Annotated in this window: 29 protein-coding genes; 11 read left to right on the top strand and 18 right to left on the bottom strand. The window is 71.9% G+C overall.

The window, feature by feature from the left end:
- Positions 1-3 precede the first annotated feature (3 nt).
- Entirely contained in the window at positions 4-1,563 is a 1,560-nt protein-coding gene (locus tag ACN27J_RS21860; RefSeq protein ID WP_421369045.1) for an aromatic amino acid ammonia-lyase, read from the bottom strand.
- 107 nt (positions 1,564-1,670) lie between these two features.
- Between ACN27J_RS21860 and ACN27J_RS21855 the strand changes: the two genes are divergently transcribed.
- Both ACN27J_RS21855 and ACN27J_RS21850 read left to right on the top strand, forming a co-directional pair.
- Entirely contained in the window at positions 1,671-3,230 is a 1,560-nt protein-coding gene (locus ACN27J_RS21855; RefSeq protein ID WP_421369042.1) for an NAD(P)-binding domain-containing protein, read from the top strand.
- Positions 3,217-4,869 (top strand): class I adenylate-forming enzyme family protein, encoded by a 1,653-nt coding sequence (locus tag ACN27J_RS21850; RefSeq protein WP_421369039.1) that lies wholly within the window; start codon positions 3,217-3,219, stop codon positions 4,867-4,869. Before ACN27J_RS21855 ends, ACN27J_RS21850 begins: the two co-directional genes overlap by 14 nt.
- Positions 4,870-4,940: 71 nt before the next feature.
- Here the strand turns inward: ACN27J_RS21850 and ACN27J_RS21845 are convergent, their stop codons facing one another.
- The 12 genes from ACN27J_RS21845 to ACN27J_RS21790 all read right to left on the bottom strand — a co-directional run bounded on the left by ACN27J_RS21845 (position 4,941) and on the right by ACN27J_RS21790 (position 14,608).
- A complete protein-coding gene (locus ACN27J_RS21845) occupies positions 4,941-6,140 on the bottom strand; it encodes a LysM peptidoglycan-binding domain-containing protein (RefSeq protein WP_421369036.1) in 1,200 nt (399 codons plus the stop codon).
- Between the two features lie 32 nt (positions 6,141-6,172).
- A complete protein-coding gene (locus tag ACN27J_RS21840; protein WP_421369034.1) occupies positions 6,173-6,643 on the bottom strand; it encodes a pilus assembly protein TadG-related protein in 471 nt (156 codons plus the stop codon).
- Positions 6,640-7,125 carry a TadE/TadG family type IV pilus assembly protein gene (locus ACN27J_RS21835; protein WP_421369031.1) on the bottom strand — a complete coding sequence of 162 codons (486 nt, stop codon included), beginning with the start codon at positions 7,123-7,125 and terminating at the stop codon, positions 6,640-6,642. The genes ACN27J_RS21840 and ACN27J_RS21835 overlap by 4 nt, the downstream gene beginning before the upstream one ends.
- Before the next feature lie 2 nt (positions 7,126-7,127).
- Positions 7,128-7,637, bottom strand: a complete 510-nt coding sequence (locus ACN27J_RS21830; protein ID WP_421369028.1) for a TadE/TadG family type IV pilus assembly protein — start codon at positions 7,635-7,637, stop codon at positions 7,128-7,130.
- A gap of 8 nt (positions 7,638-7,645) precedes the next feature.
- The gene (locus ACN27J_RS21825) at positions 7,646-7,888 is read right to left on the bottom strand and encodes a hypothetical protein (protein ID WP_421369025.1); all 243 of its coding nucleotides are present in this window, start codon (positions 7,886-7,888) and stop codon (positions 7,646-7,648) included.
- Between the two features lie 57 nt (positions 7,889-7,945).
- On the bottom strand, positions 7,946-8,812 hold the full coding sequence (locus ACN27J_RS21820; protein ID WP_278174708.1) for a type II secretion system F family protein: 867 nt from the start codon (positions 8,810-8,812) through the stop codon (positions 7,946-7,948).
- Positions 8,812-9,714, bottom strand: a complete 903-nt coding sequence (locus ACN27J_RS21815; RefSeq protein ID WP_421372380.1) for a type II secretion system F family protein — start codon at positions 9,712-9,714, stop codon at positions 8,812-8,814. The genes ACN27J_RS21820 and ACN27J_RS21815 overlap by 1 nt, the downstream gene beginning before the upstream one ends.
- A 2-nt stretch (positions 9,715-9,716) precedes the next feature.
- Positions 9,717-11,360 carry a CpaF family protein gene (locus tag ACN27J_RS21810; protein WP_421372378.1) on the bottom strand — a complete coding sequence of 548 codons (1,644 nt, stop codon included), beginning with the start codon at positions 11,358-11,360 and terminating at the stop codon, positions 9,717-9,719.
- 334 nt (positions 11,361-11,694) lie between these two features.
- The gene (locus ACN27J_RS21805; RefSeq protein ID WP_421369022.1) at positions 11,695-12,495 is read right to left on the bottom strand and encodes a ParA family protein; all 801 of its coding nucleotides are present in this window, start codon (positions 12,493-12,495) and stop codon (positions 11,695-11,697) included.
- A 3-nt stretch (positions 12,496-12,498) separates the two neighbouring features.
- Positions 12,499-13,152: an SAF domain-containing protein gene (locus ACN27J_RS21800; protein ID WP_421369019.1), complete on the bottom strand. Its 654-nt coding sequence runs from the start codon at positions 13,150-13,152 to the stop codon at positions 12,499-12,501.
- Positions 13,149-14,087 (bottom strand): hypothetical protein, encoded by a 939-nt coding sequence (locus tag ACN27J_RS21795; protein ID WP_421369016.1) that lies wholly within the window; start codon positions 14,085-14,087, stop codon positions 13,149-13,151. The genes ACN27J_RS21800 and ACN27J_RS21795 overlap by 4 nt, the downstream gene beginning before the upstream one ends.
- Positions 14,081-14,608: a hypothetical protein gene (locus ACN27J_RS21790; RefSeq protein ID WP_421372376.1), complete on the bottom strand. Its 528-nt coding sequence runs from the start codon at positions 14,606-14,608 to the stop codon at positions 14,081-14,083. The genes ACN27J_RS21795 and ACN27J_RS21790 overlap by 7 nt, the downstream gene beginning before the upstream one ends.
- A gap of 619 nt (positions 14,609-15,227) precedes the next feature.
- On the opposite strand from ACN27J_RS21790, the gene ACN27J_RS21785 reads away from it, so the two are divergent.
- Positions 15,228-16,055, top strand: coding sequence for a prepilin peptidase (locus ACN27J_RS21785; RefSeq protein ID WP_421369014.1), 828 nt, complete (start codon positions 15,228-15,230; stop codon positions 16,053-16,055).
- A gap of 70 nt (positions 16,056-16,125) precedes the next feature.
- Here the strand turns inward: ACN27J_RS21785 and ACN27J_RS21780 are convergent, their stop codons facing one another.
- A complete protein-coding gene (locus ACN27J_RS21780; protein WP_421369011.1) occupies positions 16,126-16,518 on the bottom strand; it encodes a type II toxin-antitoxin system VapC family toxin in 393 nt (130 codons plus the stop codon).
- A complete protein-coding gene (locus ACN27J_RS21775; RefSeq protein WP_282233099.1) occupies positions 16,515-16,781 on the bottom strand; it encodes a YlcI/YnfO family protein in 267 nt (88 codons plus the stop codon). Before ACN27J_RS21775 ends, ACN27J_RS21780 begins: the two co-directional genes overlap by 4 nt.
- 94 nt (positions 16,782-16,875) lie before the next feature.
- Here ACN27J_RS21775 and fdhD point away from each other — a divergent pair, with 94 nt between their 5' ends.
- A complete protein-coding gene (fdhD, locus tag ACN27J_RS21770) occupies positions 16,876-17,724 on the top strand; it encodes a formate dehydrogenase accessory sulfurtransferase FdhD (RefSeq protein WP_421369007.1) in 849 nt (282 codons plus the stop codon).
- Positions 17,725-17,788: 64 nt separating this feature from the next.
- On the opposite strand, the gene ACN27J_RS21765 is transcribed toward fdhD, so the two are convergent.
- Positions 17,789-17,971 carry a helix-turn-helix transcriptional regulator gene (locus ACN27J_RS21765; protein ID WP_421369004.1) on the bottom strand — a complete coding sequence of 61 codons (183 nt, stop codon included), beginning with the start codon at positions 17,969-17,971 and terminating at the stop codon, positions 17,789-17,791.
- A 530-nt stretch (positions 17,972-18,501) separates the two neighbouring features.
- Between ACN27J_RS21765 and ACN27J_RS21760 the strand changes: the two genes are divergently transcribed.
- Both ACN27J_RS21760 and ACN27J_RS21755 read left to right on the top strand, forming a co-directional pair.
- Positions 18,502-18,765: a hypothetical protein gene (locus ACN27J_RS21760; RefSeq protein WP_421369001.1), complete on the top strand. Its 264-nt coding sequence runs from the start codon at positions 18,502-18,504 to the stop codon at positions 18,763-18,765.
- A 470-nt stretch (positions 18,766-19,235) separates the two neighbouring features.
- Positions 19,236-19,754, top strand: a complete 519-nt coding sequence (locus ACN27J_RS21755; RefSeq protein WP_278172958.1) for a hypothetical protein — start codon at positions 19,236-19,238, stop codon at positions 19,752-19,754.
- Positions 19,755-19,911: 157 nt separating this feature from the next.
- Here ACN27J_RS21755 and ACN27J_RS21750 read toward each other — a convergent pair whose 3' ends face one another.
- The gene (locus ACN27J_RS21750) at positions 19,912-21,090 is read right to left on the bottom strand and encodes a DUF4192 domain-containing protein (RefSeq protein WP_278172956.1); all 1,179 of its coding nucleotides are present in this window, start codon (positions 21,088-21,090) and stop codon (positions 19,912-19,914) included.
- A 121-nt stretch (positions 21,091-21,211) separates the two neighbouring features.
- Positions 21,212-22,501 (bottom strand): RNA-guided endonuclease InsQ/TnpB family protein, encoded by a 1,290-nt coding sequence (locus tag ACN27J_RS21745; RefSeq protein WP_421368997.1) that lies wholly within the window; start codon positions 22,499-22,501, stop codon positions 21,212-21,214.
- Positions 22,502-22,520: 19 nt separating this feature from the next.
- Between ACN27J_RS21745 and tnpA the strand changes: the two genes are divergently transcribed.
- The 5 genes from tnpA (at position 22,521) to ACN27J_RS21720 (ending at position 26,627) form a co-directional block, all read left to right on the top strand.
- Positions 22,521-22,991: an IS200/IS605 family transposase gene (gene tnpA / locus ACN27J_RS21740; RefSeq protein ID WP_421368994.1), complete on the top strand. Its 471-nt coding sequence runs from the start codon at positions 22,521-22,523 to the stop codon at positions 22,989-22,991.
- A 49-nt stretch (positions 22,992-23,040) separates the two neighbouring features.
- Positions 23,041-23,940, top strand: a complete 900-nt coding sequence (locus tag ACN27J_RS21735; RefSeq protein ID WP_421368991.1) for a fructosamine kinase family protein — start codon at positions 23,041-23,043, stop codon at positions 23,938-23,940.
- 97 nt (positions 23,941-24,037) lie between these two features.
- Positions 24,038-25,072, top strand: a complete 1,035-nt coding sequence (gene moaA / locus ACN27J_RS21730; RefSeq protein ID WP_421368988.1) for a GTP 3',8-cyclase MoaA — start codon at positions 24,038-24,040, stop codon at positions 25,070-25,072.
- A gap of 14 nt (positions 25,073-25,086) precedes the next feature.
- On the top strand, positions 25,087-25,329 hold the full coding sequence (locus ACN27J_RS21725) for a MoaD/ThiS family protein (RefSeq protein WP_278172951.1): 243 nt from the start codon (positions 25,087-25,089) through the stop codon (positions 25,327-25,329).
- A gap of 14 nt (positions 25,330-25,343) precedes the next feature.
- Positions 25,344-26,627 (top strand): metallophosphoesterase, encoded by a 1,284-nt coding sequence (locus tag ACN27J_RS21720; RefSeq protein WP_421368985.1) that lies wholly within the window; start codon positions 25,344-25,346, stop codon positions 26,625-26,627.
- Positions 26,628-26,657: the final 30 nt, after the last annotated feature.

The raw sequence follows: 26,657 nt of genomic DNA, 5'->3' as shown, positions 1-26,657 counted from the left end.
CAATTACCGAGGTTTCGCTGCCTGCCGGTCAGGTCCGGTGTCTGTCGATCCACTGCCGGCCGTCTCGTCGACGTGGTCGAGCAGGTCGGCTGCCCGGCGTACGTCCTGGTCGAGCGGGCGGTCCGGGTCGATCGCCGGCACCACCTCGACCAGCTGGTCGAGCAGCTGAGCGCAGCCCGGTGCGGTCGGCCGACGCGCCCCCACGTGCACCGCCTGGCGCAGCCCGACCGCCAGCGAGCCGCAGATCAGCCGCAGCAGCCGCGCCTGGTCCACCGCGCGCAGCGCGGCCTGGGTACCGAACGGCACGACGTCCTGGTTGTGCAGGTTGGTGGGCAGACTCTGTGAACTGACCGGCGCGACTTCCCGGCGCAGCTGCGCGACCAGCGCGGTCGCCGCCAGCTGCGCACCCTGCAGCCCGTGCTGCTGGCCGGGGCCGGCGGCGAGCATCGGCGGCAGACCACCGTTGCGGGCCGGATCGACCAGCAGATCCAGTTGCCGCTCGACCAGGTTGCCGACCTGGGCGGTGACCATCGCCAGCACGTCGGCGGCGAACGCGGCTGGCTGGCCGAAGAAGTTCCCGCCGTGCAGTACCAGATCATCGTCCGGAAAGAACAGCGGGTTGTCGCTGACCCCGGCCAGGTCCGCCGTCAACACCGTGTCCGCGTAGCGCAACGCGCCCTCGGCCGCGCCGAGCAGTTGCGGACCGCACCGGATGCTGTACGCCTCCTGCAGCGGCCGGCTACCCGACGGCCGCGCCCCGGCCAGCAGCCCACGCATCCGCGCCGCCACCTCGACCGCGCCCGGATGGCCGTACGCCGCGATCAGTCGTGGGTGCAGGAACTGGTGGGTGTCGCAGCCGAGTACGTCGGCGAGCAGCGCGGCCAGCCGCTGCGCCGACCGGTGCGCCACCCGGACATCGTGCAGCGCGGTCGCGAGGGCGGCCGTCGTCACCGACGTGCCGTTCACCAACGCCAGCGCGTCCCGTCCGTCGAGTGTCAACGGCCGCAGCCCGGCCCGCCGGAGCGCCTCGGCCGCCGGCAGCCGCTCACCGTCGAGGTAGGCATGACCCTGACCGCGTAGCGACTGGGTGGCGTACGCCAGCGGGATCAGGTCACCGCTGGCCCCGACCGACCCGAACCGGGGCATCGCCGGAGCGAACGTGGTCGCGAGCATGGCGACCAGTGCGTCGACCACGTGTGGTGACACGCCGGAAGCACCCTGGGCCAACGACCACACCCGGACGAGCATCGCGGCCCGGGCCACCGCCGGGTCGATGTCCGGGCCCTGACCGGCACCGAGGTGCGCCAGGGTGTTGTCGGCCTGATCGGCGTCGTTGTCCCGGCCGGCGAAGCCGACCAGGGCGCCGAAGCCGGTGGTCGCGCCGTAGACGGTCCGGTCGCCGTCGAGCACGCCACGCAGATACGAACGGCAACCCTGCACCCGGCCGCGTACCGCCGCAGTGACCTCGATGTGCACTGCGGCAGCCACGCGCCGTAGGTCGGCCGGGTGCAGGGGGCCGATCAGATCGATTGCATCGATCTCGGTCACCGTATTGCTGGTCACCTCGCCGACCGTAACCACGGAATCTCAGAACACTCTCAGCCCGACAGCCCCGGACCCAGCCAATCGGGTCTGATGAATCTCTGAATACCCACCGCTAGCGTCGCGCCATGGCACACGACTATCTGATCATCGGTGCCGGGCCTGCGGGACTTCAGCTCGCCGCCCTGATGCACCGCGACGGCCACGACTACGCGGTCCTCGAGGCCGGGGCCGCCCCCGGCACGTTCTTCACCCGCTATCCCCGACACCGGCAGCTGATCTCCATCAACAAAGTGCACACCGGCTACGACGACGCCGAACTTCGGCTGCGGATGGACTGGAACTCGCTGCTCAGCGACGATCCGGAGCTGCTGTTCACCCGGTACAGCAAGCGGTACTTCCCGGCAGCCGACGACCTGGTCCGCTACCTGGCCGACTTCGCCAGCGCCACCGGGGTACGGGTCGAGTACCAGACCCGGGTGATGCGGATCGGTCGCAACGGCGACGGGTTCGCCGTACTCGACGAACACGGCCGGACCTGGCACGCCCGCCGGGTGATCGTCGCGACCGGAGTATCGCAGCTGTACGTACCGCCGATCCCCGGCATCGAGACGGCAGAACGCTACGACACCGTCAGCGTCGACCCGACCGACTTCACCGGCCAGCGCGTCATGATCATCGGTAAGGGCAACTCCGGATTCGAGACCGCCGACGCGCTGATGGAAACCGCGGCCGTAATCCACGTCGCCGGTCCCCGCTCCGTCCGGTTCGCCTGGCAGACGCATTACGTCGGCCACCTGCGGGCGGTCAACAACAACTTCCTCGACAGTTACCAGCTGAAGTCGCAGAACGCGGTGCTCGACGGCACGATCGAGCGCATCACCCGCGACGCCGACGGCCGCTACCTGGTCCGGTTCCGCTACGCCCGGACGGTCGAAGCCATCCGGGAGATCCGGTACGACCGGGTGATCGCCTGCACCGGGTTCCGGTTCGACGCCGGCATCTTCGACGACACCTGCCGGCCCCGGCTGGTCATCAACGACCGGTTCCCCGAGCAGACGTCCGCCTTCGAGTCGACCACCGTGTCCGACCTGTACTTCACCGGCACGCTCACCCAGCAACGCGACTTCAAGACGTCGACCAGCGGATTCATCCACGGCTTCCGGTACGGGGTACGGGCGTTGTACCGCATCCTCGGCGCCCGGTACCACGGCACCGGCTGGCCGACCACCAAACTCGACGCCACCCCGGAGGCAATCACCGACGCACTCGTCGCCCGGGTCAACCGGTCGTCGGCGCTGTGGCAGCAGTTCGGCGTGCTCGCCGACGTGGTAACCGTCGGGCCGGACGGCTCGGCGTACCACCACGAGGAGGTGCCGCTGGCGTACCTGACCGACGGTGGACTCGGCGCCAGCCTGCCCACCTTCGCCGTCACCCTGGAGTACGGGGCGAACCACGACTCGGTCGACCCGTTCGACGTGTCGGTGCCCCGGGTCGCGGAAAACGACGCCGCCGCCGCCCACGACGCCACCTACCTGCACCCGGTGGTGCGGTTCCACAGCGGCGGCCAGGTACGCGCGGTGCACCACCTCGCCGAGAATCTGGAGAACGAGTGGGACCTGGCGAGCGTGCATCAACAGCCGCTGGCCGTGTTCGTGAAGGAGTGCCTCACCGATGTCGGCAGTTGAGCCGGCTGAGCTGCCTGGACCGGCCGAGCTGCCTGGACCGGCCGAGCTGCCTGGACCGGCTGAGCTGCCTGGACCGGCCGAGCCGGCCCCGGTGTACCCGCAGCCGATCCTGGACCTACTGGCGGCTGCCGCCGACCGGACGGTGTTCGAGCATGGTACGCGCGCCGTCACCGGGGCCGAACTCCTGGACGCCGTCGGGCGGATCAGCACCGGTCTGCGCGCGGCGGGGATCGGGCCGGGTGACGGGGTGGCGATGGCGCTCGGCGTCTCGCCGGAGGCGTTCGCCGCCATGATCGCCGCCCAGGTGGTCGGCGCCCGGGTCGCCGGGGTGCGACCTGGGCTGACACCGGGACAGTTACGCCACGTCCTCACCGGTGGCGGCACGGTGCCGGCCAACCGGGCGGTGGTGGTCGACCGGTCCACGGCGACCGACGGGCTACGGGTCGCGGCCGACGGACTCGACCTGCACGCTGTCGGCCCGTTGGGCGGATCCGCCGGCCCGTCCGGGGTTCGCGACCTGCTCGCCGGACCGCCGTCAGCGGCCGCACTGGACTGTGCCGGCCGTCCGGGGGACGGCGGGCGGATCATCTACACCAGCGGCAGCACCGGCAACCCGAAGGGCTGCCTCCAGACGTACGCCGCGCTCGGTGCGGGCTGGGCGGCGCGCCCCGACCGGTGGCCGGCAGCCGTCCGCGACCTGGCCGCCAGGCTGGGCCGCTTCCTGGTCTTCGGATCGCTGAGCAGCCAGGTGATGATGGAGTACACCGTGCTGACCCTGGCCGCCGGCGGCACTGCCGTGATCGCCGAACCCACCGGCGGCCCGGAACCGTTCCTGCCTCACGCGATCGCCCGGCTGCGGGCGACCGCCAGCGTGATCACCGTGCCCCGGCTGCATCAGTTGGTTGCCGGCCAGCGGACCGGTCCGGTCGACCTGGGTTCGTTGCGCGCCCTGCTGGTCTCCGGTTCCCCGTTGGAACCCGGCCGGCTGGCTCAGGCTGTGTCGGTGCTGGGGCCGGTCGTCTACCACGGGTACGGCCAGACCGAGGCCGGCCTGATCGCCATGCTGACCCCCGCCGAGATGACCGCGGTGCCGGCCCGGCTGGCCAGCGTCGGCCGGCCGCCCGACCCGGTCGACACACAGATCCGCGACGACGCCGGCAACCAGGTCCCGGCGGGCGGCACCGGCGAACTGTTCGTCCGTACCCCGGGCCAGGCCGCCGGCTACTGGGCCGACCCGGCCGAGACGGCGGCCGTGTTCGTCGACGGCTGGGTACGGACCCGCGATCTCGCCCGCTTCGACGCCGACGGCTACCTGTACCTGCTCGGCCGGATCCGTGACGTGATCATCGTCGACGCCAACATCCAGTACGCCGGCCCGATCGAACGGGTCCTGGCCGGTCATCCCGGCGTGGCCGAGGCCTACGTCGTCGGAATGCCCGACGAGCACAGCGGGGAGGCCGTGCACGCGTTCGTCGTACCAGCTACCGCCGAGCGGCCGGACCCAGCGGAGTTGGGCGAGCTGGTGGCCGACCGGCTCGGCCAGGCCAGCCGGCCCCGTACCGTCACCTTCATTGACGTGGTGCCGGTCGGGCCGAGCGGCAAGCCGGACAAGCGGCAGCTCCGGCCGGGCGGCGGCTGAGCAGCCGGATACCGGCGCGGTCGCGGCGGTGCCGCCCGAGTCAGGCGCGGTCGCGGCGGTACGGGCTCAGGTCAGCCCCGGTCGCGGCGGTGCCGGCCGGTCTCGCCGGACGTTCCGGCGGTACGCCGCTTCAGCCCGAGCATGGTGCCGATCTGCGCACCGACGATGCTCGCTGCGGTGATCACCGCAGTCACCGCGAGTGGACGGTTCAGGTTCTGCTCCGGGCCGGAGCGGCCGGCGGAGACGCCGCCGCCGAGGTTGCCGGTCGCCTCGTTGTCCACCTGCCAGGCGGGGCGGTCGGCGTCCGACGGTACGTCGACGGGCGGCGGGGTCTGCGGGGCCGCCGGCTGCTCCGGCGTCGGCTGCGACGGGGCCGGCTGTGACGGGGTGGGCGTCACCGCCGGGGTGACGACCGTGCCGGTGGCATGCGGCCGGACGCCGGTGTCCGTCGCCTCGGCAGGCAACCGCAGCAGTTGTCCGGCCCGGATCCGGTCCGGGTCGCCGATCTCGTTGAGGTCGGCCAGCTCCTGGTAGTCACTGAACCCGCCGAGGTAGCGGTCGGCGATGTGGCCGAGGTAGTCACCCTTGGCGACCCGGTACACGGCCGGCTCCGCCGCCTCGTCCGGCTGGTCTGTCGGTGCTGTGTCGCCGCCCTCCGGGCCGGTGGGTGCCGACGCGAGCGTGTGCAACGCCGCCGGCGAGACCAGCGGGGCCGGCGAGCCAACGGCGGCCGGTGCCGCCGCGGCGGACCGCCCGGAGGCACCGACGAGCTGGTTCGGCGTCGCCTGCTGGCCGGCGGGCGCGGCAAGCTCAGGTGCGCTGCCGAACCCGGTGCCCACCACCGCCGCCGAGGTCGCCTCGACCGGCCCCGGTGCGGCGTACGCCGCCGCCGGACCGGCCACCAGGATCAGCGAGATCGCTCCGACCAGCGCGGCGGCGACCCGCTGCTGACGGCCCATGCCGGGCAGTTTCGGGGCCGGCCGCCGCAGCAGTCGGGCCGGCACCTCCACCAGCACCGACAGCAGGAACGTCGCCCAGCCCAACCAGCCGACCACCGCCAACACCCGGATGAACAGCTGCCCGTCGTCGCGGCTGGTCAGCGCGGTGCCGATCTCGTCGATGCCGGGCAGGTGATCGGGCAGCGGGTTGCCGGCGAACGCGATCAGCGCGACCGGTGCACCGGCGAGCAGGATCAACAGGACGGTCAGCGCACCCAGGCCGGTGAGGACCTGCCCGAGCCGCCGGACGGGGGAAACGCGGGTCGCGCGCATGGTGCCGCTCCTCTCGAGGGGTCGGCTTCCCGTCACGGGTCGGTCCGGAGCACGGCGGTGGCCTGCCCGGTCACCGGGATCCCCGGCGGGAAACCGAAGAGGCTGAGCATGGTGGTCTCGTAGGTCATGTCGACGGTCACCGTCATCTGCTGCTGATCCGGGGCGACCTCGACCGTGTACCCGGTCACCCCGGGCATGTCGTCGAAGTAGTGGTCGACCGCGGCGGTGGCCGCCGGGACGTCGATGAACTGGCCCTCCCCGCTGACTGCCAGACCGATGTCGATCTGCTGCCCGCCGGTGCGGGCCGCCTCAGCGGCCAGGTTGTCCGCCCGTTGCTTGGTGCGGTACTTGCCGGCGGCGTCCACGGTGATCCCCAGGACGGTCGCCACGGCGAGGAAGGCCACGGCGAGGAAAACGCTGACCCGCCCCGCGTCGCGGTGACCGGACGCATCGCCGTTGACGCCCGGCCGTTGGCGGCTTCCGCCCGGCCGTTGGCGGCTCATCCCCGCCCCCGGTAGCGGTCCAGCGGGGAACGGAAGTCGGCGCTGAGCAGCCGGTCCTGCGCTACCCAGGGCAGCCCCAGGTCGCCGAACTGGACCGTGCAGCTGACCCGGACGTGGATCAGCGCGGTGGTGCTGCCGGGCGCGGTGGCGAACGCCTTGGACAGGGTGTCCACCCCGTTCGGGGCGAAGTCGGCGGCCGGCTCCCCGGCGCAGGCGATGCCCTCCCAGTCGAGGCGCTGCTGCGCGGCGTACTCGGCGTTGGTCTGCGCCTCGGTCACCGACCGGGAGATGGACGCGGCGCGGGCGGCGTCATGCGCCGCCGCGTCCAGGGCGTTGCGGGCCAGCACGGTCCGCCCGGTCACCCAGGCGACGACGACGAGCAGCAGGAACGCCGGGGTGAGGATGGCCACCTCCACCGAGACGGAGCCCCGGTCGCGGCCCTGGTCACGGCCCCGGCCGCAGCCCGCATGGCGTCGCCGCACGATCAGCCTCCCGCGACCTGCTCGAACCGCTCGATCTCGCCGTTGGCGGTCTCGCTGACGGTGAACGTCACACCCGGTATCAGGGACAGCGCCTTGCCGCTGACGGTGTACGACACGTACCGCCCGTCCGGGCCGACCGACGGCTCCGGCAGCGGGTCCGGGTCGAGCCAGTCGCCGGCGTCGGCGAGGAACGCGGCGGCGCGTTGCGCACCCACCCCGGTGTCGGCGTTGCCGCTGCCCAACGCGTCGTAGCCGCGTTCGGCGGTGACCGCCTGCTGGGCGGCGCTCAACGCCACGGTACGGGCCAGGAACAGCGCGGCGACCTGGATCGAGGCGAACAGCAGCAGCAGGATCGCCGGCAGCAGGATCGCCAACTCGACCGGCGCCGCGCCCCGGTCCCGGGCAGGCCGGGCCACCGGCGTGGGAGCAGGCCGGGCCACCGGGGTAGGGGCGGGCCGGGGCACCGGGGTGGGGGTGGTCCGGCCCGCCCGGCGGACGAAGTGACGGCGCATGTCGCCGATCAATCGCCGCCGCCCGGGAAGTTGCCCGAGTCCGGCAGGTCGCTGGTCGGGTCCGGGTTGGCGTTCATGAAGTCGAACGCCAGGTTCGACGCCCAGGCGAGGACGGCGATCGCGACGAGCGCCAGCCCGACGATGATCACTGCGGTGGGGACCGGGCTGTCTCCCCGGTCCCGTTCGTCGGCACCGCGCAGCTCGCCGATCCGGTCGGCCACCGCGAGGTAGAGGCGGGTGAATATCTGCATGGTGAGTGTCCTTTCGGGGGTCTGCCCGGCGGCCGCCGGGCGGTCATATCCGGGCGGTCAGATCCGGGCCAGGAAGGGATATAGGACGAATCCGATCAGGACGAAAACCAGGAACGCTCCCGGAATGTCGAGCCGGCCGGTGACCGCCTCGGCCCGAGCCAGGTTGTCGGTCCTGATCTGGTCGCGCAACGAGTCGGCGCGGCTACGCAACGTCTCGTGCACCTGGGCACCTTCGGTGCCCGACGACTGCATGATCGATCCGACGTCACCGAGTTCCGGCACGCCGATCTGGTCGGACAGGTCCCGCAACTCGTCCCAGGGCGAATGCATCTGCAGCTGGGCCAGCCGCAGCGCCTCCCGGATCCGTTCGAAGACCCACCCGTCACACACTTTCGCCGCCCGTTCCAACGCCTGCACCGGCCCGTGCGCGGCGGACAGCTGCAACGCGACGAGGTCCAGATAGGTGCAGACCGCCCGGCTGAACTCCCGCCGGGCCTGCCGGGCCTTGCTGACCACGTCCTGGTGGGCGATCAGCGCGGCCGCCGCCGCCAGCACCAGGCCGGCGGCCACTGGTACGGCGACCGGCAGGTCGATGCCGACCACGCCAAGCGCCATGCCCAGCACCGGCGGCGCGACCAGCCCGATCAACGCCGACAGCAGCAGCGACAGGGCGTACTGCTCCGGGGTCCGGCCGAGCAGGGCGAGTTCCTTGTGCGGTGGCCGCAGCCACCGGACCACGCCGGTCAGCCAGGCCAGATCGCTGTCTACGGCGACCACACCCGGCCGGCCCTGGGTGTGGTGCAGCCGGCGCAGCGCCGGCCCGAGCGCCGGCGTGGCCGGGCTGGTCTCCCGCAGCAGCAGGAAGACCCCGAGGCCGACCAGCGCTCCACTGACCACCGCGACGGTCAACTGCCAGTTGAGGATCATGACAGCACCTCGTCCGGGTCCGGGGCGGCGAGGAACCGGGCCGGTCGGGGCGGGATGCTCATCTGCCGCACCCAGACCAGCAGCGCGACGAACAGGCCGCCCAGCGAGACCATCACCAGTTGGCCGGTCGGCGTGCCGTACGGCGCCATGTAGTCCGGGTTGACCAGCCCGTACCCGAGGACCAGCAGGGTCATCACGGTCAGGAACCGCACCGCGAACCGGGGCTGGGTGCGTTTGGCCTCCACCTCGCGGCGAGTGGCGACCTCGGCGGCGGCCGCGTTCGCGATCGACCCCAGGACGTCACCGAGCCGCTCGCCCCGGTCGGTGAGGTGCAGGATCAACGCCGCCACCACCTGGTCGCAGACCGGGTCGCCGATCTCGTCAGCGAACGCCAGCAGCGCGGTCCGGCCCAGCCAGCCGGCCTGTAGCCGGGACGCCAAATCCCGTACCTCCGGGTTGATCTGCTCAGGGGCGGTGCTGACCGTGCCGATGATCGCCTGCTGCAGGCCCTGGCCGGTGCCGGAGACATCCTTGAGTCGGCGGGTCCACTCGCCGACGGCCTCGATCCGGGCGATCGCCCGCCGCTCCGCCTTGCCGACGTTGAACAGCCACGGCGCCCCCGGCACGGCGACCGCGACCAGGATGCCGGCCACCGGCAGGCCGGTGACCAGGAAGGCGAATGCGCCGACCAGCCCGGCGCCGACCAGCAGCGCCTGATGTTGGCGCTGCTCGCTGCGGCTGGTGCCGGAGCCCAGCCAGAGCCGGCGCACCAGCAGTCCGGCCCGCGACGGCGGCCCAGGTGGCCGGCTGGTGCCGATCAGCGCGACGACGGCGAGGACCAGTCCGCCGACGCAGGCGGCGCCGGCGACGACCGCGATCACCTCGATGTTGGCGGGCAGGTTCACCGGTGCCCCCGCAGGACGGTGTGCCGTGGCCGACGCCAGGCGCCGACGCCGGCCTCGATGTAGCGGGACAGCATCCGGGCGTCGTAGCCGACCCGCAGCAACTGCTCCCGGATCCGTTCCGGCAGGTGCCGGGGGACCGCCCGGCCGTCCGGGCCGGGGCCGAAGACGGTGGTGGTGGCGATCCGACCGCCCTCACCGACCCCGATCACCTCCTCGACGTGCGAGACGAACCGGTGCTTGCGTCCGCCGATGCCGGTCTCGTCCTCGACGGTGACGTAGACGATCAGGTCGAGGGCGTTGCCGGCCATCCGGCGGGCCTGGTCGACGGTCATCTCCCGGCCGTGCGACAGGGCCAGCTCGACGATCCGCTCGCCGACCCCGGACGGGGTACGGGCGTGGATGGTGCACATCGAGCCGCGGCTGGTGGTCATCGCCTGCAGCATCGGCACGATCTCCCGGGACCGGACCTCACCGACGATGATCCGCAGTACGCCCATCCGCAGCGAGACCGGGATCAGGTCGGCGATGCTCACCTCACCGGCCGGTCGGCCGTCGAAACCGCGTTCGCCGTGGCCCTCCCGGGCCTCGAAGCTCATCACCGCCCGGTGCCGTTCGGTACGCCGGGCCGGCAGCAGTTCGCGGCTCTCCTCCAGCAGCACGTACGGCTCGTCGGGCGGGATCTCGTCCATCAACGCCCGGATGATGGTGGTCTTTCCGGCCCCGGCCAGCCCGGCGACCATGATGTTCAGCCCGGCCCGCATCGACGCCCGCAGGAAGTCGCGGACCAGTACGTCGATCATCTCGTCCAGGTCGGGCCGGCCGCCGGCCACGTCGTCGAGGCTGATGTCCAGGGTGTTGTGCTTGCGGATCACCGCGTACGGGCGGTGGCTGACCAGGTAGACGGCGGCCAGCCGGCTGCCGTCGGGCAGTTGCAGGTCCAGCGTCGGCTTCGAGGTGGACAGCGACCGTTCGGTGGCCCCGGCCCGGCGGGCGGCCGCCTGCAGGATCTCCACCAGTTCGTCGTCGCTGTCGGCGATCGGGGCGTGCCAGTCCACCTGCCCGTTGCGCCGGGTGATCCGCACCTGGTCGCAGCCGAGGATGTGGACCTCTTCGATGGTGTCGTCGACCAGCAGGGTCTGCAGCCGGCCGAGCCCGACGAGTTCGGCGGTGACCTGGTCGAGCAGCACCCGTTCCTCGTACGCGGTCAGCGGGGTGCCGGCCCGGCGGACCTGGTCGGCGTACTCGGCGACGACCGCGACGGCGATCCGGGCCCGCTCGACGTCCTCCTCGTCGATGGTGAACTCGCGACCCCGCTGCCAGCGGGTGAGCCGGGTGCTGAGCTCCCGGCGCAGCTCGCGGACCAGCGCGAAGTCGGTACGCGGCCGGGCCAGCGCACCGGTGCCGGTGGTGTCGGGGGTGGCCGGCGGCGTGGTCGCTGGGGCCAGCGCGGTCGGCGGCGGGGCCACAGGGGGCGGGGCGGGGCGCGGCGGGGTCACGGGAGGCGAGGCGGTCGGCGGCGGGGTCACCGGGGGCAGGGTCGCCGGGGCGGCACCGGGCTGGATGCCGGGCCGGGGTGCGCCCGTGGGCCGGGCGGTGGGTGGCGCGGCCCACGCCGGACCGGACACCGGCGGGGCCGACACCGGTGGAGCGGCGGGTGCGTTGCCCGCCGGTGCCGCGCTGACCGGGACGACCAGCGGCCAACTGTGCCGCGCGCTGTGGCCGTGCTGTGCGGGACGCAGCGGCACGCCGCTGTGCCGGGTCGCGGCGGGCGGTACGGCGTCGCCCGGGGCGGCTTCGCCCGGGATGCCGTTCGGACCGAGCGGCGGGGTGATCGAGGTGAGCGGGTCCGGCCGGTCCCGGGCCGGGCGCGGCGGCTGGCCGGACTGACCAGGCCCGCCATGACCGGACCGACCGCGCTCGACGGGCCGGCCGGTACCGTTCTCGGACTCGTCCCGGGGGTCGCTCAGCACTGGCTCAAATCGCATTCGGCACCCCTTCCGGCGTGGGCCACCGCAGCCGGGCCTGGCGCCGCTCGATCAGCGATCGGACCGGGACCTCCAACGCGCCGGCCGCCCGCAGCAGCGGCCGGTTGAGCTTGACCGTGCCGCCGTGGCTGAGCACCTCGGCGGTACGGGGGTCGGCCGGCAACCGGGAGATCACCGGCAGCTGCAGTGCCTTGCTGATCTCGGCGCGGCTGTGCCCGTCACCGACCAGCAGCAGCCGCAGCGAGCCGGGCGGCACCCGGTGCTCGGCGAAGTCCCGCTCGATGGCGGTCACCGCCGCCCGGGCACTGGACAGGTCGGGCAGGTGCGCGGCGGCCACCACCAGGACGATGGTCGCCGCCCGCAGAATCGGCCACGGTGGATTCGCGACGTAGAATCGGCCACAGTCGACGATCACGTCGTACGGTGGACGGCCGTGTTCGAGACCGACGAAGAAGTCGGCGAACCGTTGCCACAGCGGGGTGACGCTGCCGATCTGCGTCGGGTCGACCACGCCGGGCAGCAGCAGCCGCTCCCGGCGGGGGGCGTCCAAGTCGACCAGTTGGCTCCAGAAGGCCTCCTCCAGGTTGCCGTCGCGCAACTCGCTGACCGCCAGTTCCCCGATGCCCCGCGGGCCCTCCAGGGCACCCCCGAGGTAGCCGGCCATCAACGTCCCGCCGGCCGGATCGCACTCGGCGAGCACCACCCGGTGATGCCAGGAGAGCGTGCAGGCGAGCGCGCTGGTGGTGACGCCGGGGGAACCCTTGGCGGAGACGAGCGCGACGATGGCCATCCGTCAGGCCGCCGGGGCCAGCACGACCGCGATCCGGTCCTCGGCGGCGAGTACCACCACCGCCGGCACGTCCCGCGAGGCGAGCGCCAGGTAGGCGATGACCCCGCTGCGGTCGTCGGCGGCCACGTCGATCACGGTCGCGTCGAACCGGGTGACCGCGTTCTCACTGGCGTTACGCGTCGGGGTGCCGACGAGGATCAGCTTGTCGCCGGGGTTCAGTTGCCGGGCCGGCACCTGGTCGGCCCGCAGTCCGAGGGCGATCTGCTGCTGGTCCGGCCCGATCATCGGCTCGTTGGTCAACTGCGCCGGGGTGAGCAGGCTGCCTGGCACCAGGGCTACTGCGGCCCGCAGCCCGACGACCTGGTCGAGCTGGCTGGCCGGCACCGGCTTGATCGCCTGCCCGCCAGCCACCTGCACGGTCACCAGGTCGTCGGCGGACAGGACCGTACCGACCGACACGTCCCGGGCGACCGCCAGGTAGGAGCCGGTGGCCCGGACCGAGGTGACCGCGAAGGCGGACCCGAGCCCGCCGAGGGCGATCAGCAGCACCGCCAGCCCGAGCAGGCCGGGCCGGACCCGTCGCTGCCGGACGATCTTCGGCGGGGTGACCGGCGCATCGACGCCGCCCTGGCCGGTACGTGTCGTCGCCACGGTCATCGCCGTACCACCTGCAGTTCGTCGATCTCGATCTCGATGGGGTCGCTGCTGATCTGCGGGCTGGCGAAGATGTCCTGTTCCACATCATTGATGAACCAGGTGACGTCCCAACTGACCGTGGCGGTGATCCGGTAGCTGCCCGGCGTCGAGTAGCCGTTGTCGTAGCCGCAGCCGGGGTTCCAGGGGTTGTCGACCGCCGGGTCGTATGCGTCGAAGACCTCGTCCCGTTCGCAGCTGAAACTGTCGCCGTTGCCCATGTTGAAGGTGATCTCGTCGACCTCGGCCACGACCCGGACGCTGACGTCGCGGTCCGCCTCGTCCTCATCAAGCGGTCCCCAGACGGCGTTGGACTCTTCGGACCACACCCAGACCGGCAGACCGACCAGGCCGGGCTTGTCCGGGTCGGGCGCGGTGTGGATGACCGGCTTCTCGAATTGGATCCGGGCGTACGCACGGCGACGCAGCTCGTACGGGTCCGGTGGCGCCTCGTAGCCCGACGGCGGGTCGTCCAGCCACCTGACGATTTCTGAGACCTGCCCGGCGACGCAACTGACGTTGTACGCGACCTGCCCCGGCTCGCCGCCCGGCGGCTGCGGCTCGGCCCGCATGTAGTAGCACTCGTCCTCGCGGTTGAACCAGCCGACGATCTCGTCGTAGCAGTCCAACTCGACGCCGTCGCGGTAGCACGGGCCGGCCCCGCCGTCGCCGCCGCCGTTGTTGCCGCCGCCGTTGTTGCCGCCGCCTCCGTCGTGGCCGGGGCCGCCGGGCTGCTCGACCCAGCCCTCGCACTCGGCCTGGGTGACGCCGCCGCAGCCGCCGCCGGACGACTGTGCGGCAGCCGGGACGGCGGCGGTCAGCCCGGCAGCAGCCAGCAGGACGACTGCGGCCAGCCCGACGAACGTACGGCGGCCGGTAGCACCGACGCGGGTCAACATGGCTGGTCCCGGTGTGCGACACCCCGGCTGATCAGCCAGCGACCGTCGTCGTAGCGGGTCGCGGTGGCGGTGGCCAGGTAACGACCCACCTCGGTGCCGGGAACGACCGTGTCGGTGTCGTTGGCGTAGACCATCCGGTAATTCGTCGCGTCCAGGCAGTCCTGGATGTCAACCGTCATCGGCACCGAATCCAGATTGATGTTGGTTATCGTGGGTTCGGAGGTTAGTGAGCCGGTACGCACGGCGCCGTGCTCCTTCGCTACTCGAATGCTCAGCCTGACCCGGGTCAAGAGCGGGTCGCCGAGATACTTCTTCAACTCGGGGTGATGGGGGTCGGCCGCGTGTTCGGCCTTCTCGGCGGCGGCGAGGTAGCCGTTGTACGCGGCGAGCGCGGCTTCGGCGGCCTCGGCGGCGGCCGGGTCGTCGGTCGCCGCCGGTACGCGCAGTGGTGGCAGGGTGGCGGACTGCTCGCTGGCGCAGCCGGCGAGTGCGGCAGCCGCGAGCACCGACGCGGCCAGCATCACCGCTGGCCAGGGGCGCTGACTTGGCCTCACGTCCGTCCTCCTCGGTGCCCGCCGGGCCGGCCAGGGTGGCGCAGGGCGACAAGCACTATTGCCAACATCGATGTGTTGGGGTGTTGCCGTACTGTCCGCTGGAATGATCCAGTGCTGCCTCCGGCTGGTCCGGCCAGGTGTCGACCGACGCATTTCCGCCGGTCGGTCGGATGTTTCCCGGCGGTAGTGCATCGCTCAAGGGGGGAGCATAGGCTGACGCCCGCGACAGCAACAGGGGCAATTCAGAACAATACTCAGGGTTACGATCTTCGAGTCCGGTCCCGATGGAGGGCGGTGCGATGCCCGGTCATTCCGATCACCGCCCTAAGACGCGTCGGAGTACGTCTGTCAAGTGGGCGGTGGTGATCGAAAACCGACAGTCGCCATCGCGAATTGCCAGCCTGCGCCGGATTCTGTCCCATTTGGAAGTCGACGGTCGGCGCGACCGCTGCCAGCCGGCGAGCCGACCACGGTGCGAGCCGAAACCGGTCGACCGGACTCCGCCAGGCCGGTCGACACCGAAAGTAAGCGATCATGAAAACACGGACTGTTACCAGCGTCGCGGACGCCGGGAGAGGGCGCAGGGATGATCACCGGTAACGAGCGCCCGATCGGGACCGGGCCGGCACCGGCCCCCGCCCGGCGACAGCCCGGTCAGGCCGGCAGGCTGCTCGGCGTACTGCTGGTGCTGCCCGTGCTGCGCCGAGCCGTCGCCGTCCACTCGGTGGCACCCGGCGAACCGTGGCGGACCGGCTGTCCACGGTGCGGCACGCCGTTCGGCGCGGCCGGCCGGCCGGGGTCGTTTTCCCCGCCGGCGTCGCTGTCCCCGCTGGCCAGATGCGAGGGCTGCGGTGCCCGGGTCGGCCCGCCGCCATTCGCCGTCGAGGTGGTCGCCGTCGCGGCGCTGGCGGCGTTGGTCTCCGCCGGCCTTCCCTGGCCGGTCCTTCTGGCGCTGATCTGGTGGGCGGCCTGGATGGTCCCGCTGGTCTTCGTCGATCTCGCGGTGCACCGGCTGCCGGACCGGCTCACCTACCCGGCCGCCGCCGGGACCTGGGCGCTGTTCGGTGCGGCGGTGCTGCTGCTGGGTGAGCCGTCAACGGCCTGGCTGCGGGCGGTCATCGCCGGTACGGGCGTCGCGGCGCTGTTCGCCGCCACCACCCTGGCGTTCGGCGCCAGAGGGTTCGGGCTAGGCGACGCCAAGCTGGCGCTCAGCGTCGGCGCGGTGCTCGGCTGGTTCGGATGGCCGATCGTGCTGCTCGGGCTGCTGGTCGCCTTCGTCGGCTCGGGCGGCGTGGCGGTGGTCCTGCTGGTCGCCCGGCGGATCCGCTGGACCCAGCAGCTGCCGTTCGGGCCGTTCCTGGTGCTCGGAGCCGTCGTCGGGGTGCTGCTGGCCAGTCGACCGCCGGCGGCCTGAGCCGTCCGTCGCCCCAGATGCGTCACAGGTGCCTCGGAGGCCCGCCGGGCCCGCGTCGTGCCGACGGGTTTCAGAGGCGGCGGACGACGAGCCCTGGCTTGACGTCCGAGGCAGCCGACAGGTGTGCGATGTCCTCGGGGTCGCTGGTGAAGACGATCGCGCCGCGGGCAAGCGCGATGGTGACCACGCTGGCATCGACCACGTCACGGGTACCGGCCTTCCCGCACAACACCCCGGCCGATTTGGCCAGCTCCAGACCGACTGGCACGATTTCACAGCTGCTCAGGAACCGTCCGAGCTGGACCTGCCGGCGGGTGTCTCGCCAGGCCTGGCCGACAACGACGGAAGGAACGAGTAGACGTCGCCCTTCCTCGACGGCCAGATGGTGTATCGCCCAGATCCGTCGGTCATTGCTGTCGATCGCCAGCAGCACCCCTGTGTCGTAGACGTAGGGGATGGTCACGCGGCGGCCCGACCTGGCGCGCTGAGCGCCTGAGCGTCGGCGGCAGCCATCTCCGCACGTGCCGCAGCGATCTCTTCTACGGTGAACGCACCGTGCTCGGCCTGCCAGTCGGCGACCAGCCGCCGCCCGACCCGCCGCCGGAGCTCACTTTCCGCAGCGCTCGCCACCAGCCGCGACAAGGGGACGCCATCCTCGCGAGCAGCCTCGCCGAGCGCCTCGACCAGTTCCTCGGGGAGGGTCACAGTCACCTTCTTCGCCGCCATACGCACACCATACAGCGATATGGCGGCGCCTGAGGCGAGTGCTGCCGCCCTCCCGGCCCGTTCGCCACCTGCGAACCGGGGCAGGATGGGGTGCATGGGCAGGGCGAACGAGCGACGCAGCGTGCTGCGGATCGACGTCGGCGGCGGGTCGACCCGGCGGGTCCGTCGGATGGACACCATTTCCGGGGAGGAGCCGCTGGAGATCCGGGTCGGCCCGGCCGGTGCGGCGCGGCGTCCCCCGCTGGCCGTCACCATGCGTACGCCGGGAAACGACATCGACCTCGCGATCGGTTTCCTGCTGACCGAGGGTCTGATCGGGGCCGCCGAGGACGTGGTGACCGCCCAGCTGTGTGCCGGCACCGACACACCCAACACGTACAACGTGGTCGACGTGACGCTCGCCGGGCACGTCCCGCCGCCGCAGACCGACCCGACCCGCAACTTCTACACCACCAGCTCCTGCGGGGTGTGCGGCAAGGCGAGCATCGACGCCGTACGCACCCGGTCCCGGTTCGACGTGGCCGCCGACCGGGCCACGTTCAGCCCGCAGACCCTGGTCGGCCTGCCGGACCAGCTGCGCGCCGCCCAGCAGGGCTTCGACCGCACCGGTGGGCTGCACGCCGCCGGCCTGTTCGCCGCCGACGGGCAACTCCGGGCGGTACGCGAGGACGTCGGCCGGCACAATGCCGTCGACAAGCTGATCGGCTGGGCGGCCCGGGAGGACCTGCTGCCGCTGCGCGGTCATCTGCTGCTGGTCTCCGGGCGGGCCAGCTTCGAGCTCACCCAGAAGGCCTGGATGGCCGGCATCCCGGTGCTCGCGGCGATCTCGGCGCCGAGCAGTCTGGCGGTCGCCCTCGCCGAGGAAGCGGGGATGACCCTGGTCGGGTTCCTACGCGGATCGACGATGAACGTCTACGCGGGCGCCGACCGCCTCACCGACTGACCCGGACGTGTCCGACGCTGCCGTTCGCCGTACGGCTCGCCGGGCTCCGGCGTGCCCGATAAGTTCACGTCTGTCGCCGGTTCTCCTGGATCCAGCGCTCGACGTCCGACTTCAGCCACACCGAACCCATTGCGAGGACCGCGACCGGGTCGGGAAAGCCCTTGCGTCGGCTGATGATGTGCACCCGCTGTCGGCTCACACCGAGCATCTTGGCGATTTCCTGCGCCCCGACCAGCTCAAAGTCCACAGCGTTGATGTTGTGGGATTACGACAGGGGTTGACTCAAGTAACCCTCATAAGTCATCCTTCCCGCGTAGATGGGTCAAGACAGGCCGGCGTCCGGGCCGGTCTCCCGGCCCGCCACAGGAAGGAAGTTTCGATGCTCGGAGCGGTCTTCGCGGCGTTGCTGGGCTTCTGTGCGGGGCTGTGGTCGTTCAAGGTCAAGTCCAGGTGCTGCCCGGACTGCGGGCGTACGACCTACCCGATAGCAGAATGGCGTGACGAGTAACCGACTACTCGCCACACCCGAGCCGAACCCGGCGACGTACTGATCATCGGCCGGCAAGCCAGCATCCAGTTCGCCGCCGACCGCGCCATCCGACTCCGGGTCATCGCCGTCGACCGCAAGTGGACCTACGACGGGTGGATCTGGCTGACCGGATACGTCATCGACCGGCACGGCAACGCAGCCGAACGGCGGGAGATCTTCGTCCAGCGCCACGGACTCTACCGATTGCCCCGGCGCACGGAAACCTGACTATTGATCAAGGGAGAGAAATGATCACCGAGATGATCCGTGACTGGTGGCTGCGCTGGCTCGACTGGCGCTCCGGCCGGTCGACGGCCTCCCAGCGGCTGCACCACCTGCGACGCGAGCTGCGGCGACAACGGCAGACGACGTCGGCCCGCCACCGCCGACTCGACAGCAACCGGGGACACCACTGGTCCACCGAGGCGACCGAACTGGTCCCGACCCTGCGCTCGCTGATGACCTACGGCCAGCAACTCGGCTACCAGGTCCTCGCGCACGGCTCGGCCTGACCGGCTCCCCGCGCCGATGTGAGGCTGAGATACGTAATCCCTTGGTCGATAGGTATCTCAGCCTCACATCGGCAAACAGCAGCTTCCGCGAATTGTCCGGAAAAGTGCGGTTATGTGCTCAAGCTCGTCGCCGGGGTGCCTTCCCCAGCCCGGCGAACCAACTGACCGTTGACACCGCAGTAGGCCCGGCGGCATGCGGGCGCGGCGACGGACCGAGTGGGCCGTCGGGCGATCCGACTCGGGCAAGCCGCCGGGCACCCGGCCGGGAGGCCGAAGTATCCACGTAAGGCACCTGATGACCCACTGCCACGCGTTGGCGAAGTGCACAGCCTGAGCAAGGCCGGCTGGGCGTACGGCGACCGCGACAAGGGCGCGACCTCGTGAAGTGCGCCGCGTACCCCCGCAAGATCCCTGCCGTGTCTATGCTCGGCCCTGAACAGCGCAGACAGCCTCAGATCGGAGACGGGGACATGCAGGTCGCCGAAGTCTTGGACGTGCTTGAAGCACTGTTCCAGACCAGCAAGCACCCGGACATCACCGACGTCCGTCGGTACGGGCAGGACACCGAGCCCGGCGGCAATTCGCCAGCCGGGGTACGGGTCTACTACTCGACGGGATCGACCGGGATGCTGTGGGCGGCCGTCGGCAAGCCCGCACCGGCACCGGCGTCGTTGCCGGCCGAGATGCCCGCACCTCGCGAGCGGGCGCGTCGCACGCTCGCGTTCGCCGTACAACTGCTGGACTTCGCCCGACCCGAGGAGTTCACCTCGTGGGAGCCGTGCGCCTTCACCGGGGTGCACAGCTCCCCGTCCGGTGTGAAGATCACCTGCCGGGACGGCGGCGCCGTCTTCCTCCGGGCGACCGCCACCACCGGACCGGGCGGCATCGCAGGTGAGCCGAACGAGGACCCGTACCCGGACTACCAGATTCCGGAAGGAGTCCGTTCATGGCGCCAGGAGGTAGGTGCTCGGTCTGCGGTCAGCAGGTGACCACCGCCCCCGGCCAGCCCGCACCGCTGCACCAGGGCCCGGGAAGCCGGACCAGATGTGCCGGATCGGGGCAGCCTACGTCCTGACACCGGTGCAACCCCGGAAGACCCCGGGGCGAGCCCGGGGTCTGTCCGCGTCATGCCCGCGCGGGGCGGGTTCACGGGCGGCGTCGGCCGGCAGGGCGGGCCCGGTCGAGCCGCTCACCGTCGGGTCGACGGCGCGGGCGGGTGTCCGCCCGGCCCTTACGCCCGCTGCGGTCCGGCTTGGGCCACGGACCCAGCGCCGCCGGTGGGATGCCGCGGACCAGGACGTCGTCCATCAGTTTCGCCATCGAGTAGCCGGGTTCGACGTCGAGCGCCCGGTCGAGGGCGACCCGGGCCAGGGCTCCGTTGCCGGCCCGCCAGGCGGCGAAGGCCAGCAGGCTGGCCGGCCCGGCGGCGAGCTCCGGCTCGGCCCGGCGGGCGATGTCCTGCCAGAAGGTGACCTGCCACAGCTCGTCGGTGACCCGCTCCCAGGCGTAGTCGCGCACCTCCAGGTCGGTCAGCAGCAGACTGAGCCAGGCGATGTCGTCGTCGGTCGGGGCGATGCCCCGGCCCTGCCGTTCCAGCAGCATCCGTACCGTCTTCTCCCCGGCCCGGCGCAGGGTGCGGGCACCGAGCAGGTCGGCCGGCGGGGCGTGGTCGACCAGCGCGGACCGGCGGGCCCGGGCACGTTCGGTGGCGGACCGCATCGCTGCCCGGGCCGGACCGGTGACCGGTTCCACCTGGCGGCGTAGCGCGGCCCGGTCGGGCAGGGCGACCTGCCCGGCGACGGTGGCCGCGACCGCGACCGGGTTGATCTCAGCGTCAAAACGGTGGCCCTCCGGCGGGCAGCAGGTCGGATCGTCGCAGAAGGAGGACCAGTAGCGACCGTCGGCCACCCGCAGCGCGTCGAGCAGCACGGTGCCCTGTCGGCGCAGTGCGTCGGTGGTGTCCCGCAGGACCGGGTCGACGGTGTCGGCCGGACCGTAGCCGAGCACCACGGCGGCGCTGACCTGCTGGCGATCGACGATGGAGGTCAGCTGGGCGGTTGCCGCCGCGCGGACGTCGGCCGGGACCGTGGCGTCGGGCAGGTCGGCACGGGCGGCGATGACGACCGTGTGGTCGCGCATCCCGACCACCACCACGCTGTCGGCGGGGTGGAAGCCGATCAGGTAGGGCACGGCGGCGATCAGGTCGGCCGGCTCGCGGACGGTGAGCGCGGCACCCTGGGCCGTCCCGGCAGCCGGATCAGCAGCAGGGTCAGCAGCCGGGTCGGGAACGGAATCGGGGGTGGGTACCGGTTCGGTAGGTGTCATGCCGGAAACTGTCGCGCCGGACGGTGACCGGCGGTGGCCGTTCCAACCCGACCTGTGGACGACACGCCGGGTTATCCACAAGCACGCAGAGTAGTTTCCCTGGTGGCGGCGTTTCTGCTCACTACCGGTTGCGCCACTGGGTGGGGTGACGGTTGACATCCTCTCCGCCCTGAAGAAGGACGGAGATTCCCTCCACGCTGCGCGTGGAACACGCAGCGTCCGGGTGGGTTACCGCTTCACTGCGCGCCGCCGGGACAAGTCCCGGTCTTACGTGCGCTCGACGGTCGTTGAAGTCCGCCTGTCCGGCGGCCTTGATGTTGATGGCGGCGTTGATGTCCCGGTCGTGGTGACTGCCACACGGGCAGTCCCACTCCCGGACGTTCAACGCGATCTTCTCGTTGATCCGGCCGCAGTCGCAGCACATCCGGGTGGACGGGAGCCACCGGTCCACCCGGGCGAACGCGCGCCCGTACCGCTGCGCCTTGTACTCCAGCATGCCGGTGAAGGCGGCCCAGCCCGCATCGTGCACGGACTTCGCCAGCCGAGTCCGGCCGAGACCAACAACGCACAGGTCCTCGACGTACACCGCTTGGTTCTCGCGGATGATCGCCGTGGACAGCTTGTGCTGCCAGTCCCGCCGGGTGTCGGCTACCCGCGCGTGAGCGCGGGCCACCTCGATCACGGCTTTCCTGCGGCGGTTGCTGCCCCTCTGCTTGCGTGAGAGTGCCTGCTGCAACCGCTTGAGCTTGCGGGCCGCGCGGCGCAGGAACTTCGGTGCGGTCACCTTCGTGCCGTCGGACATGACCGCGAAGTGGGTCAGGCCCAGATCGATGCCGATCTCGGAGTCGACCGGCGGCAGCGTCTCGTCCTCGCCGATCCGCACGACGAACGAGGCGAAGTACCGGCCTGCCGTGTCCTTGATCACGGTGACCGAGGTGGGATCCGACGGCAGGCCGCGCGACCAGCGCACCGGAACGTCGCCGATCTTCGGCAGCCGCAGGCGGCCGTTGTCACAGACCTTGAACCGGGAGTTCTTCGTGAACCGGATCGCCTGCCGGTTGTCCTTACGGGACCGGTACCGGGGCGGGGCCACCTTGCGGCCCCGGCGTTTGCCGGACAGCGAGTTGAAGAAGTTGCGGTACGCGGCGTTCAGATCGGCGAGGGCCTGCTGCAACACCACGGCCGACACCTCACCCAGCCAGGCCCGGTCCTCGCTGGCCTTGGCCGCTGTGATGACCAACTTCGACAGGTCGCCGTCGGAGATGTACTTCTCGCCCGCCTCGCGGGCCTGCTGACGCAGCCTGAGTCCGTCGTTGAAAACCACCCGGGCACACCCGAACGCCTGCGCCAGCGCGGTGCGCTGGGCGGCGTCCGGGGTGATCCGGTAGTTGTAACGGAGCTGCACGGCCATCACTGTATCATGTTGGTTTATGGTCGAACTTCAAGGCATCCGCACCGGCAGACACTGCACTTTCGCGATGCATGTCCACTTGGTTTTCGTGACGAAGTTCCGGCACAACGTGTTCGCCGACCGGCACCTGACCCGGATGGAGGCGATCATGCGAGACGTGTGCGCCGACTTCGAGGCCGAACTGGTCGAGTTCAACGGCGGCCACAACCACGTCCACCTGCTGGTCAACTTCCCGCCCAAGGTCGCCGTGGCCAGGCTGGTCAACAGCCTCAAAGGGGTCTCCTCGCGCCGCCTCCGGCAGGAGTTCCCCGACCTGGTGCGCCACTACTACCGGGCCAACAAACTCTGGTCCGGCTCGTACTTCGCCGGGTCTGTCGGCGGCGCACCGTTGACCGTCATCAAGCAGTACATCGAGCAGCAGAACCGTCCCGGTCAAGGCACTGCTCGGGCCTGGCGGCCCTCCCAGCGCGGGCCTTCACCCCCGGCCTGAAGGCCGGAGCACTGGCCCGCATTCCGGTAGCGCGGGTTACCGTGCCGCCATGGATCTGGCGTACCTGCGGGCTCACCCGGAGCACCTGCCGACCTTCCTCACCCATCAGCGGATCCGGGAGACGCCGGTCTCCGGCGGGTCGATCTGCGCGGCGAGCCGGCTCACCCTCGACGACGGCAACTCGGTGTTCGCCAAGTCCTGGCCGGAGCGGTCCGCCAGGCCGCTGCCGGACGGCCTGTTCGCCGCCGAGGCGGCCGGGTTGCGTTGGCTGGCCGCCGCCGGTGGGGCACCGGTGCCGGAGGTGCTGGTGGCGCTGCCGCAGCTGCTGGCCCTGGAGTGGGTCGAGCCGGGCGACGCGGACGCGGCCGCCGCCGAGCGGTTCGGCCGGGAGCTGGCAATCACCCATCGGGCCGGCGCGGCCGGGTTCGGGGCGGACTGGCCGGGGTTCGTCGGCGCGCTGCCGCAGGACAACGAACTGGTGACCGACCAGCCCTGGTCGGCCTGGTTCGGACAGCGCCGGCTGCTGCCGTACCTGCGGATGTCGGTCGACAACGGCGCGCTCACCGCCGCCGAGACCGGCCTGGTCGAGCAGGTGGTCGACAACATCAACATCAACGGGTACGGCGGCGACGAGCCGCCCGCCCGGATCCACGGCGACCTGTGGCCCGGCAACCTGCTCTGGGGCGCGGACGGGCGCTGCCGGCTGGTCGACCCGGCGGCGCACGGCGGGCACCGGGAGACCGACCTGGCGCAGCTGGCGCTGTTCGGCGGCGCTCCGTACCTGGACCGGATCCTCGACGCCTACCAGGAGCAGTGGCCGCTGGCCGACGGGTGGGCGGGCCGGGTGCCGGTGCACCAGCTGCATCTGCTGCTGGTGCACACCGCCCTGTTCGGGGCGGCGTACCGCTCGGCCGTCGCGGACGCGGCCCGCGCCGCGCTGCGATCCTGACGCACCGCCGCACTGCGTTCCTGACGCACCGCCGCGCTGCGTTCCTGACGCACCGCCGCGCTGCGTTCCTGACGCACCGGCGCGCTACGGTCGGCGCATGGCATCGAGCGCACGGCCCGCCGACGGCCGGCTCACCGATCGGTACGGACGGGTCGCCACCGACCTTCGGGTGTCCCTGACCGACCGGTGCAACCTGCGCTGCTCCTACTGCATGCCGCCGGAGGGTCTGCCCTGGCTGCCCAGCCCGGACATCCTGACCGACGACGAGGTGACCCGGCTGATCGGGGTCGCGGTGCGTCAGCTCGGGGTGACCGAGGTGCGGTTCACCGGCGGCGAGCCGCTGCTGCGCCCCGGGCTGACCCGGATCGTCGCCGCCGCGGCGGCGCTGCGGCCCCGACCGGTGCTGTCGCTGACCACCAACGGGATCGGTCTGGACCGGTTGGCGCCCGGCCTTCAGGCCGCCGGCCTGGACCGGGTGAACGTGTCGTTGGACACCCTCGACCCGCAGCGGTTCGCCCAGTTGGCGCACCGCCGGCGGCTGCCGGACGTGCTCGCCGGGCTGGCCGGCGCGGCGGCGGCCGGGCTGACCCCGGTCAAGATCAACGCGGTGCTGCTGCGCGGGGTCAACGACGACGAGGCCCCGGCGCTACTGCGGTACGCCCTGAGCCACGGCTACGAGCTGCGCTTCATCGAGCAGATGCCGCTGGACGCGCAGCAGTCCTGGGACCGCGACCGGATGGTCACCGCCACCGAGATCCTCGACCGGCTGCGGGCCGAGTTCACCCTGCTGCCGGATCCCGCCGAACGGGGTGCCGCACCGGCCGAGACCTGGCTGGTGGCCGGCGCCGAGCGGCCGGACGGCAGCCCGGCCCGGGTCGGGGTGATCGGCACGGTGACCCGGCCGTTCTGCGGTGACTGCGACCGGACCCGGCTCACCGCCGACGGCCAGGTACGCGACTGCCTGTTCGCCCGAAAGGAGTCGGACCTGCGTGGCGCGTTGCGGTCCGGGGCCGACGACGACGAGTTGGCGCAGCGGTGGCGACGGGCGATGGCCGGGAAGCTGGCCGGGCACGGCATCGACGATCCGACGTTCCTGCAGCCGGCCCGCCCGATGTCGGCGATCGGCGGCTGACCGTGGGCGACTCGATGGTGACGGTGCGTTACTTCGCTGGGGCACGGGCGGCGGCCGGGCGGACCGCCGAGGCCGTCCCGGCCGGGCTGGACCGGGCCGGGCTGGTGGCCGAGCTGACCGGTCGGCACGGCGACCGGCTGGGTCGGGTGCTGGCGGCGGCGAGTTTCCTGGTCGACGGCGCCGTCTGGCATGATCGTCACACACCGTTGCCGGCCGGTGCCACGGTCGACGTGCTGCCACCGTTCGCTGGCGGCTGAGGAGGGGCGCGTCCGTGCTCGCCGTACTCGGGTTCGTCGCAACGCTGACCCTGATCACCGGCCTGATCCACTGCTACCTGTGGTGGCGGCTGGTCCGGGACACCACCCGGCCGGGTCGGTGGCGGCGGGCCGGCACGCTGCTGGCCGTCGGGTTGGCGGTCCTGGTGCCGGTGACCATGGTGAGCACCCGGTCCGCCGGGATGTCCTGGCTTGCCTGGCCCGGCTACGTCTGGCTGGCGGTGATGTTCTACCTGCTGGTCGTCCTGCTGGTGCTGGAGCCGCCGTTGCTGGTGGCCCGGCTGGTCGGCCGGGCCCGCAGTCGCCAGCCGAGCAGAGTGGGCACGGTGCCGGTGACGGTACCGGCCGAGACGTCCGCCCCGCCGCCGGCCGAGCTGCCCGGCGGCCGGCCGGCCGACGGCTCGGTGCCGGACCCCGGCCGGCGGCTGCTGCTCGCCCGCGGTGCCGCGATCTTCGCCGGGCTGACCGCGACCGGCGTCACCGGCTACGGCATCCGGACCGCCCTCGGCCCGCCCCGGCTGGACCGGGTGCAGGTGCCGATCGCCCGGCTGCCCCGGGCCATGGACGGTCTGCGCATCGCCACCGTCTCGGACATTCACATCGGCCCGCTGACCGGGCCGGCGCACACCACCCGGATCGTCGAGCTGATCAACAGCCTGGACGCCGACCTGGTCGCGGTCGTCGGCGACCTGGTCGACGGCACCGTCACCGAGCTCGGCGGCACCGCCGCCCCGATGGCCGACCTGCGCGCCCGCTACGGCAGCTTCTTCGTCACCGGCAACCACGAGTACTACTCCGGCGTCGAGGAGTGGGTCGCCGAGGTGGACCGGCTCGGCCTGCGGGTGCTGGTCAACGAACGCCAGGAGATCGTCACCCCGGGCGGGGTGCTCGATCTGGCCGGGGTCAACGATCCGACTGCGGAGACCGCGCGGCCGGCCGGGCAGAGTGCCGACGGGTCCGGGCCACTGGCCGGCCCGGACTACGACCGGGCGCTCGGCGACCGGGATCCGGACCGCCCGGTGGTGCTGCTCGCCCATCAGCCGGTGCAGGCCCACGAGGCCGCTCGGTACGGCGTCGATCTGCAACTGTCCGGGCACACCCATGGCGGTCAGATCGCCCCGTTCAACCTGGCGGTACGGCTGGTGCAACCGGTCGTCTCCGGCCTCGCCACGGTCGACGGCACCCAGGTCTACGTCACCAACGGCGCCGGGTTCTGGGGGCCGCCGGTGCGGGTCGGCGCGCCGCCACAGGTCTCCCTGGTCGAGCTGCGCAGCGAATAGGAGCGCAACGGTCAGCCCGCGGCGAGTGAG

The sequence above is a fragment of the Solwaraspora sp. WMMB762 genome (assembly GCF_049179115.1).
Lineage (GTDB): Bacteria > Actinomycetota > Actinomycetes > Mycobacteriales > Micromonosporaceae > Micromonospora_E.
Note: the sequence above shows the minus strand (reverse complement) of the source record. Positions and strands in the feature narration are given on the sequence as shown.

What these genes read in the sequence shown, in the direction of transcription:
- ACN27J_RS21775 (WP_282233099.1), bottom strand. Translation starts at nt 16,781, where the DNA reads ATGGCGGCGAAGAAGGTGACTGTGACCCTCCCCGAGGAACTGGTCGAG.
- moaA (WP_421368988.1), top strand. Translation starts at nt 24,038, where the DNA reads ATGGCATCGAGCGCACGGCCCGCCGACGGCCGGCTCACCGATCGGTAC.
- ACN27J_RS21800 (WP_421369019.1), bottom strand. Translation starts at nt 13,152, where the DNA reads ATGACCGTGGCGACGACACGTACCGGCCAGGGCGGCGTCGATGCGCCG.
- ACN27J_RS21850 (WP_421369039.1), top strand. Translation starts at nt 3,217, where the DNA reads ATGTCGGCAGTTGAGCCGGCTGAGCTGCCTGGACCGGCCGAGCTGCCT.
- ACN27J_RS21830 (WP_421369028.1), bottom strand. Translation starts at nt 7,637, where the DNA reads ATGCGCCGTCACTTCGTCCGCCGGGCGGGCCGGACCACCCCCACCCCG.
- ACN27J_RS21735 (WP_421368991.1), top strand. Translation starts at nt 23,041, where the DNA reads ATGGATCTGGCGTACCTGCGGGCTCACCCGGAGCACCTGCCGACCTTC.
- ACN27J_RS21790 (WP_421372376.1), bottom strand. Translation starts at nt 14,608, where the DNA reads ATGCTGGCCGCGTCGGTGCTCGCGGCTGCCGCACTCGCCGGCTGCGCC.
- ACN27J_RS21750 (WP_278172956.1), bottom strand. Translation starts at nt 21,090, where the DNA reads ATGACACCTACCGAACCGGTACCCACCCCCGATTCCGTTCCCGACCCG.
- fdhD (WP_421369007.1), top strand. Translation starts at nt 16,876, where the DNA reads ATGGGCAGGGCGAACGAGCGACGCAGCGTGCTGCGGATCGACGTCGGC.
- ACN27J_RS21795 (WP_421369016.1), bottom strand. Translation starts at nt 14,087, where the DNA reads ATGTTGACCCGCGTCGGTGCTACCGGCCGCCGTACGTTCGTCGGGCTG.
- tnpA (WP_421368994.1), top strand. Translation starts at nt 22,521, where the DNA reads ATGGTCGAACTTCAAGGCATCCGCACCGGCAGACACTGCACTTTCGCG.
- ACN27J_RS21825 (WP_421369025.1), bottom strand. Translation starts at nt 7,888, where the DNA reads ATGCAGATATTCACCCGCCTCTACCTCGCGGTGGCCGACCGGATCGGC.
- ACN27J_RS21745 (WP_421368997.1), bottom strand. Translation starts at nt 22,501, where the DNA reads ATGGCCGTGCAGCTCCGTTACAACTACCGGATCACCCCGGACGCCGCC.
- ACN27J_RS21725 (WP_278172951.1), top strand. Translation starts at nt 25,087, where the DNA reads ATGGTGACGGTGCGTTACTTCGCTGGGGCACGGGCGGCGGCCGGGCGG.
- ACN27J_RS21845 (WP_421369036.1), bottom strand. Translation starts at nt 6,140, where the DNA reads ATGCGCGCGACCCGCGTTTCCCCCGTCCGGCGGCTCGGGCAGGTCCTC.
- ACN27J_RS21855 (WP_421369042.1), top strand. Translation starts at nt 1,671, where the DNA reads ATGGCACACGACTATCTGATCATCGGTGCCGGGCCTGCGGGACTTCAG.
- ACN27J_RS21760 (WP_421369001.1), top strand. Translation starts at nt 18,502, where the DNA reads ATGATCACCGAGATGATCCGTGACTGGTGGCTGCGCTGGCTCGACTGG.
- ACN27J_RS21785 (WP_421369014.1), top strand. Translation starts at nt 15,228, where the DNA reads ATGATCACCGGTAACGAGCGCCCGATCGGGACCGGGCCGGCACCGGCC.
- ACN27J_RS21840 (WP_421369034.1), bottom strand. Translation starts at nt 6,643, where the DNA reads ATGAGCCGCCAACGGCCGGGCGGAAGCCGCCAACGGCCGGGCGTCAAC.
- ACN27J_RS21755 (WP_278172958.1), top strand. Translation starts at nt 19,236, where the DNA reads ATGCAGGTCGCCGAAGTCTTGGACGTGCTTGAAGCACTGTTCCAGACC.
- ACN27J_RS21805 (WP_421369022.1), bottom strand. Translation starts at nt 12,495, where the DNA reads ATGGCCATCGTCGCGCTCGTCTCCGCCAAGGGTTCCCCCGGCGTCACC.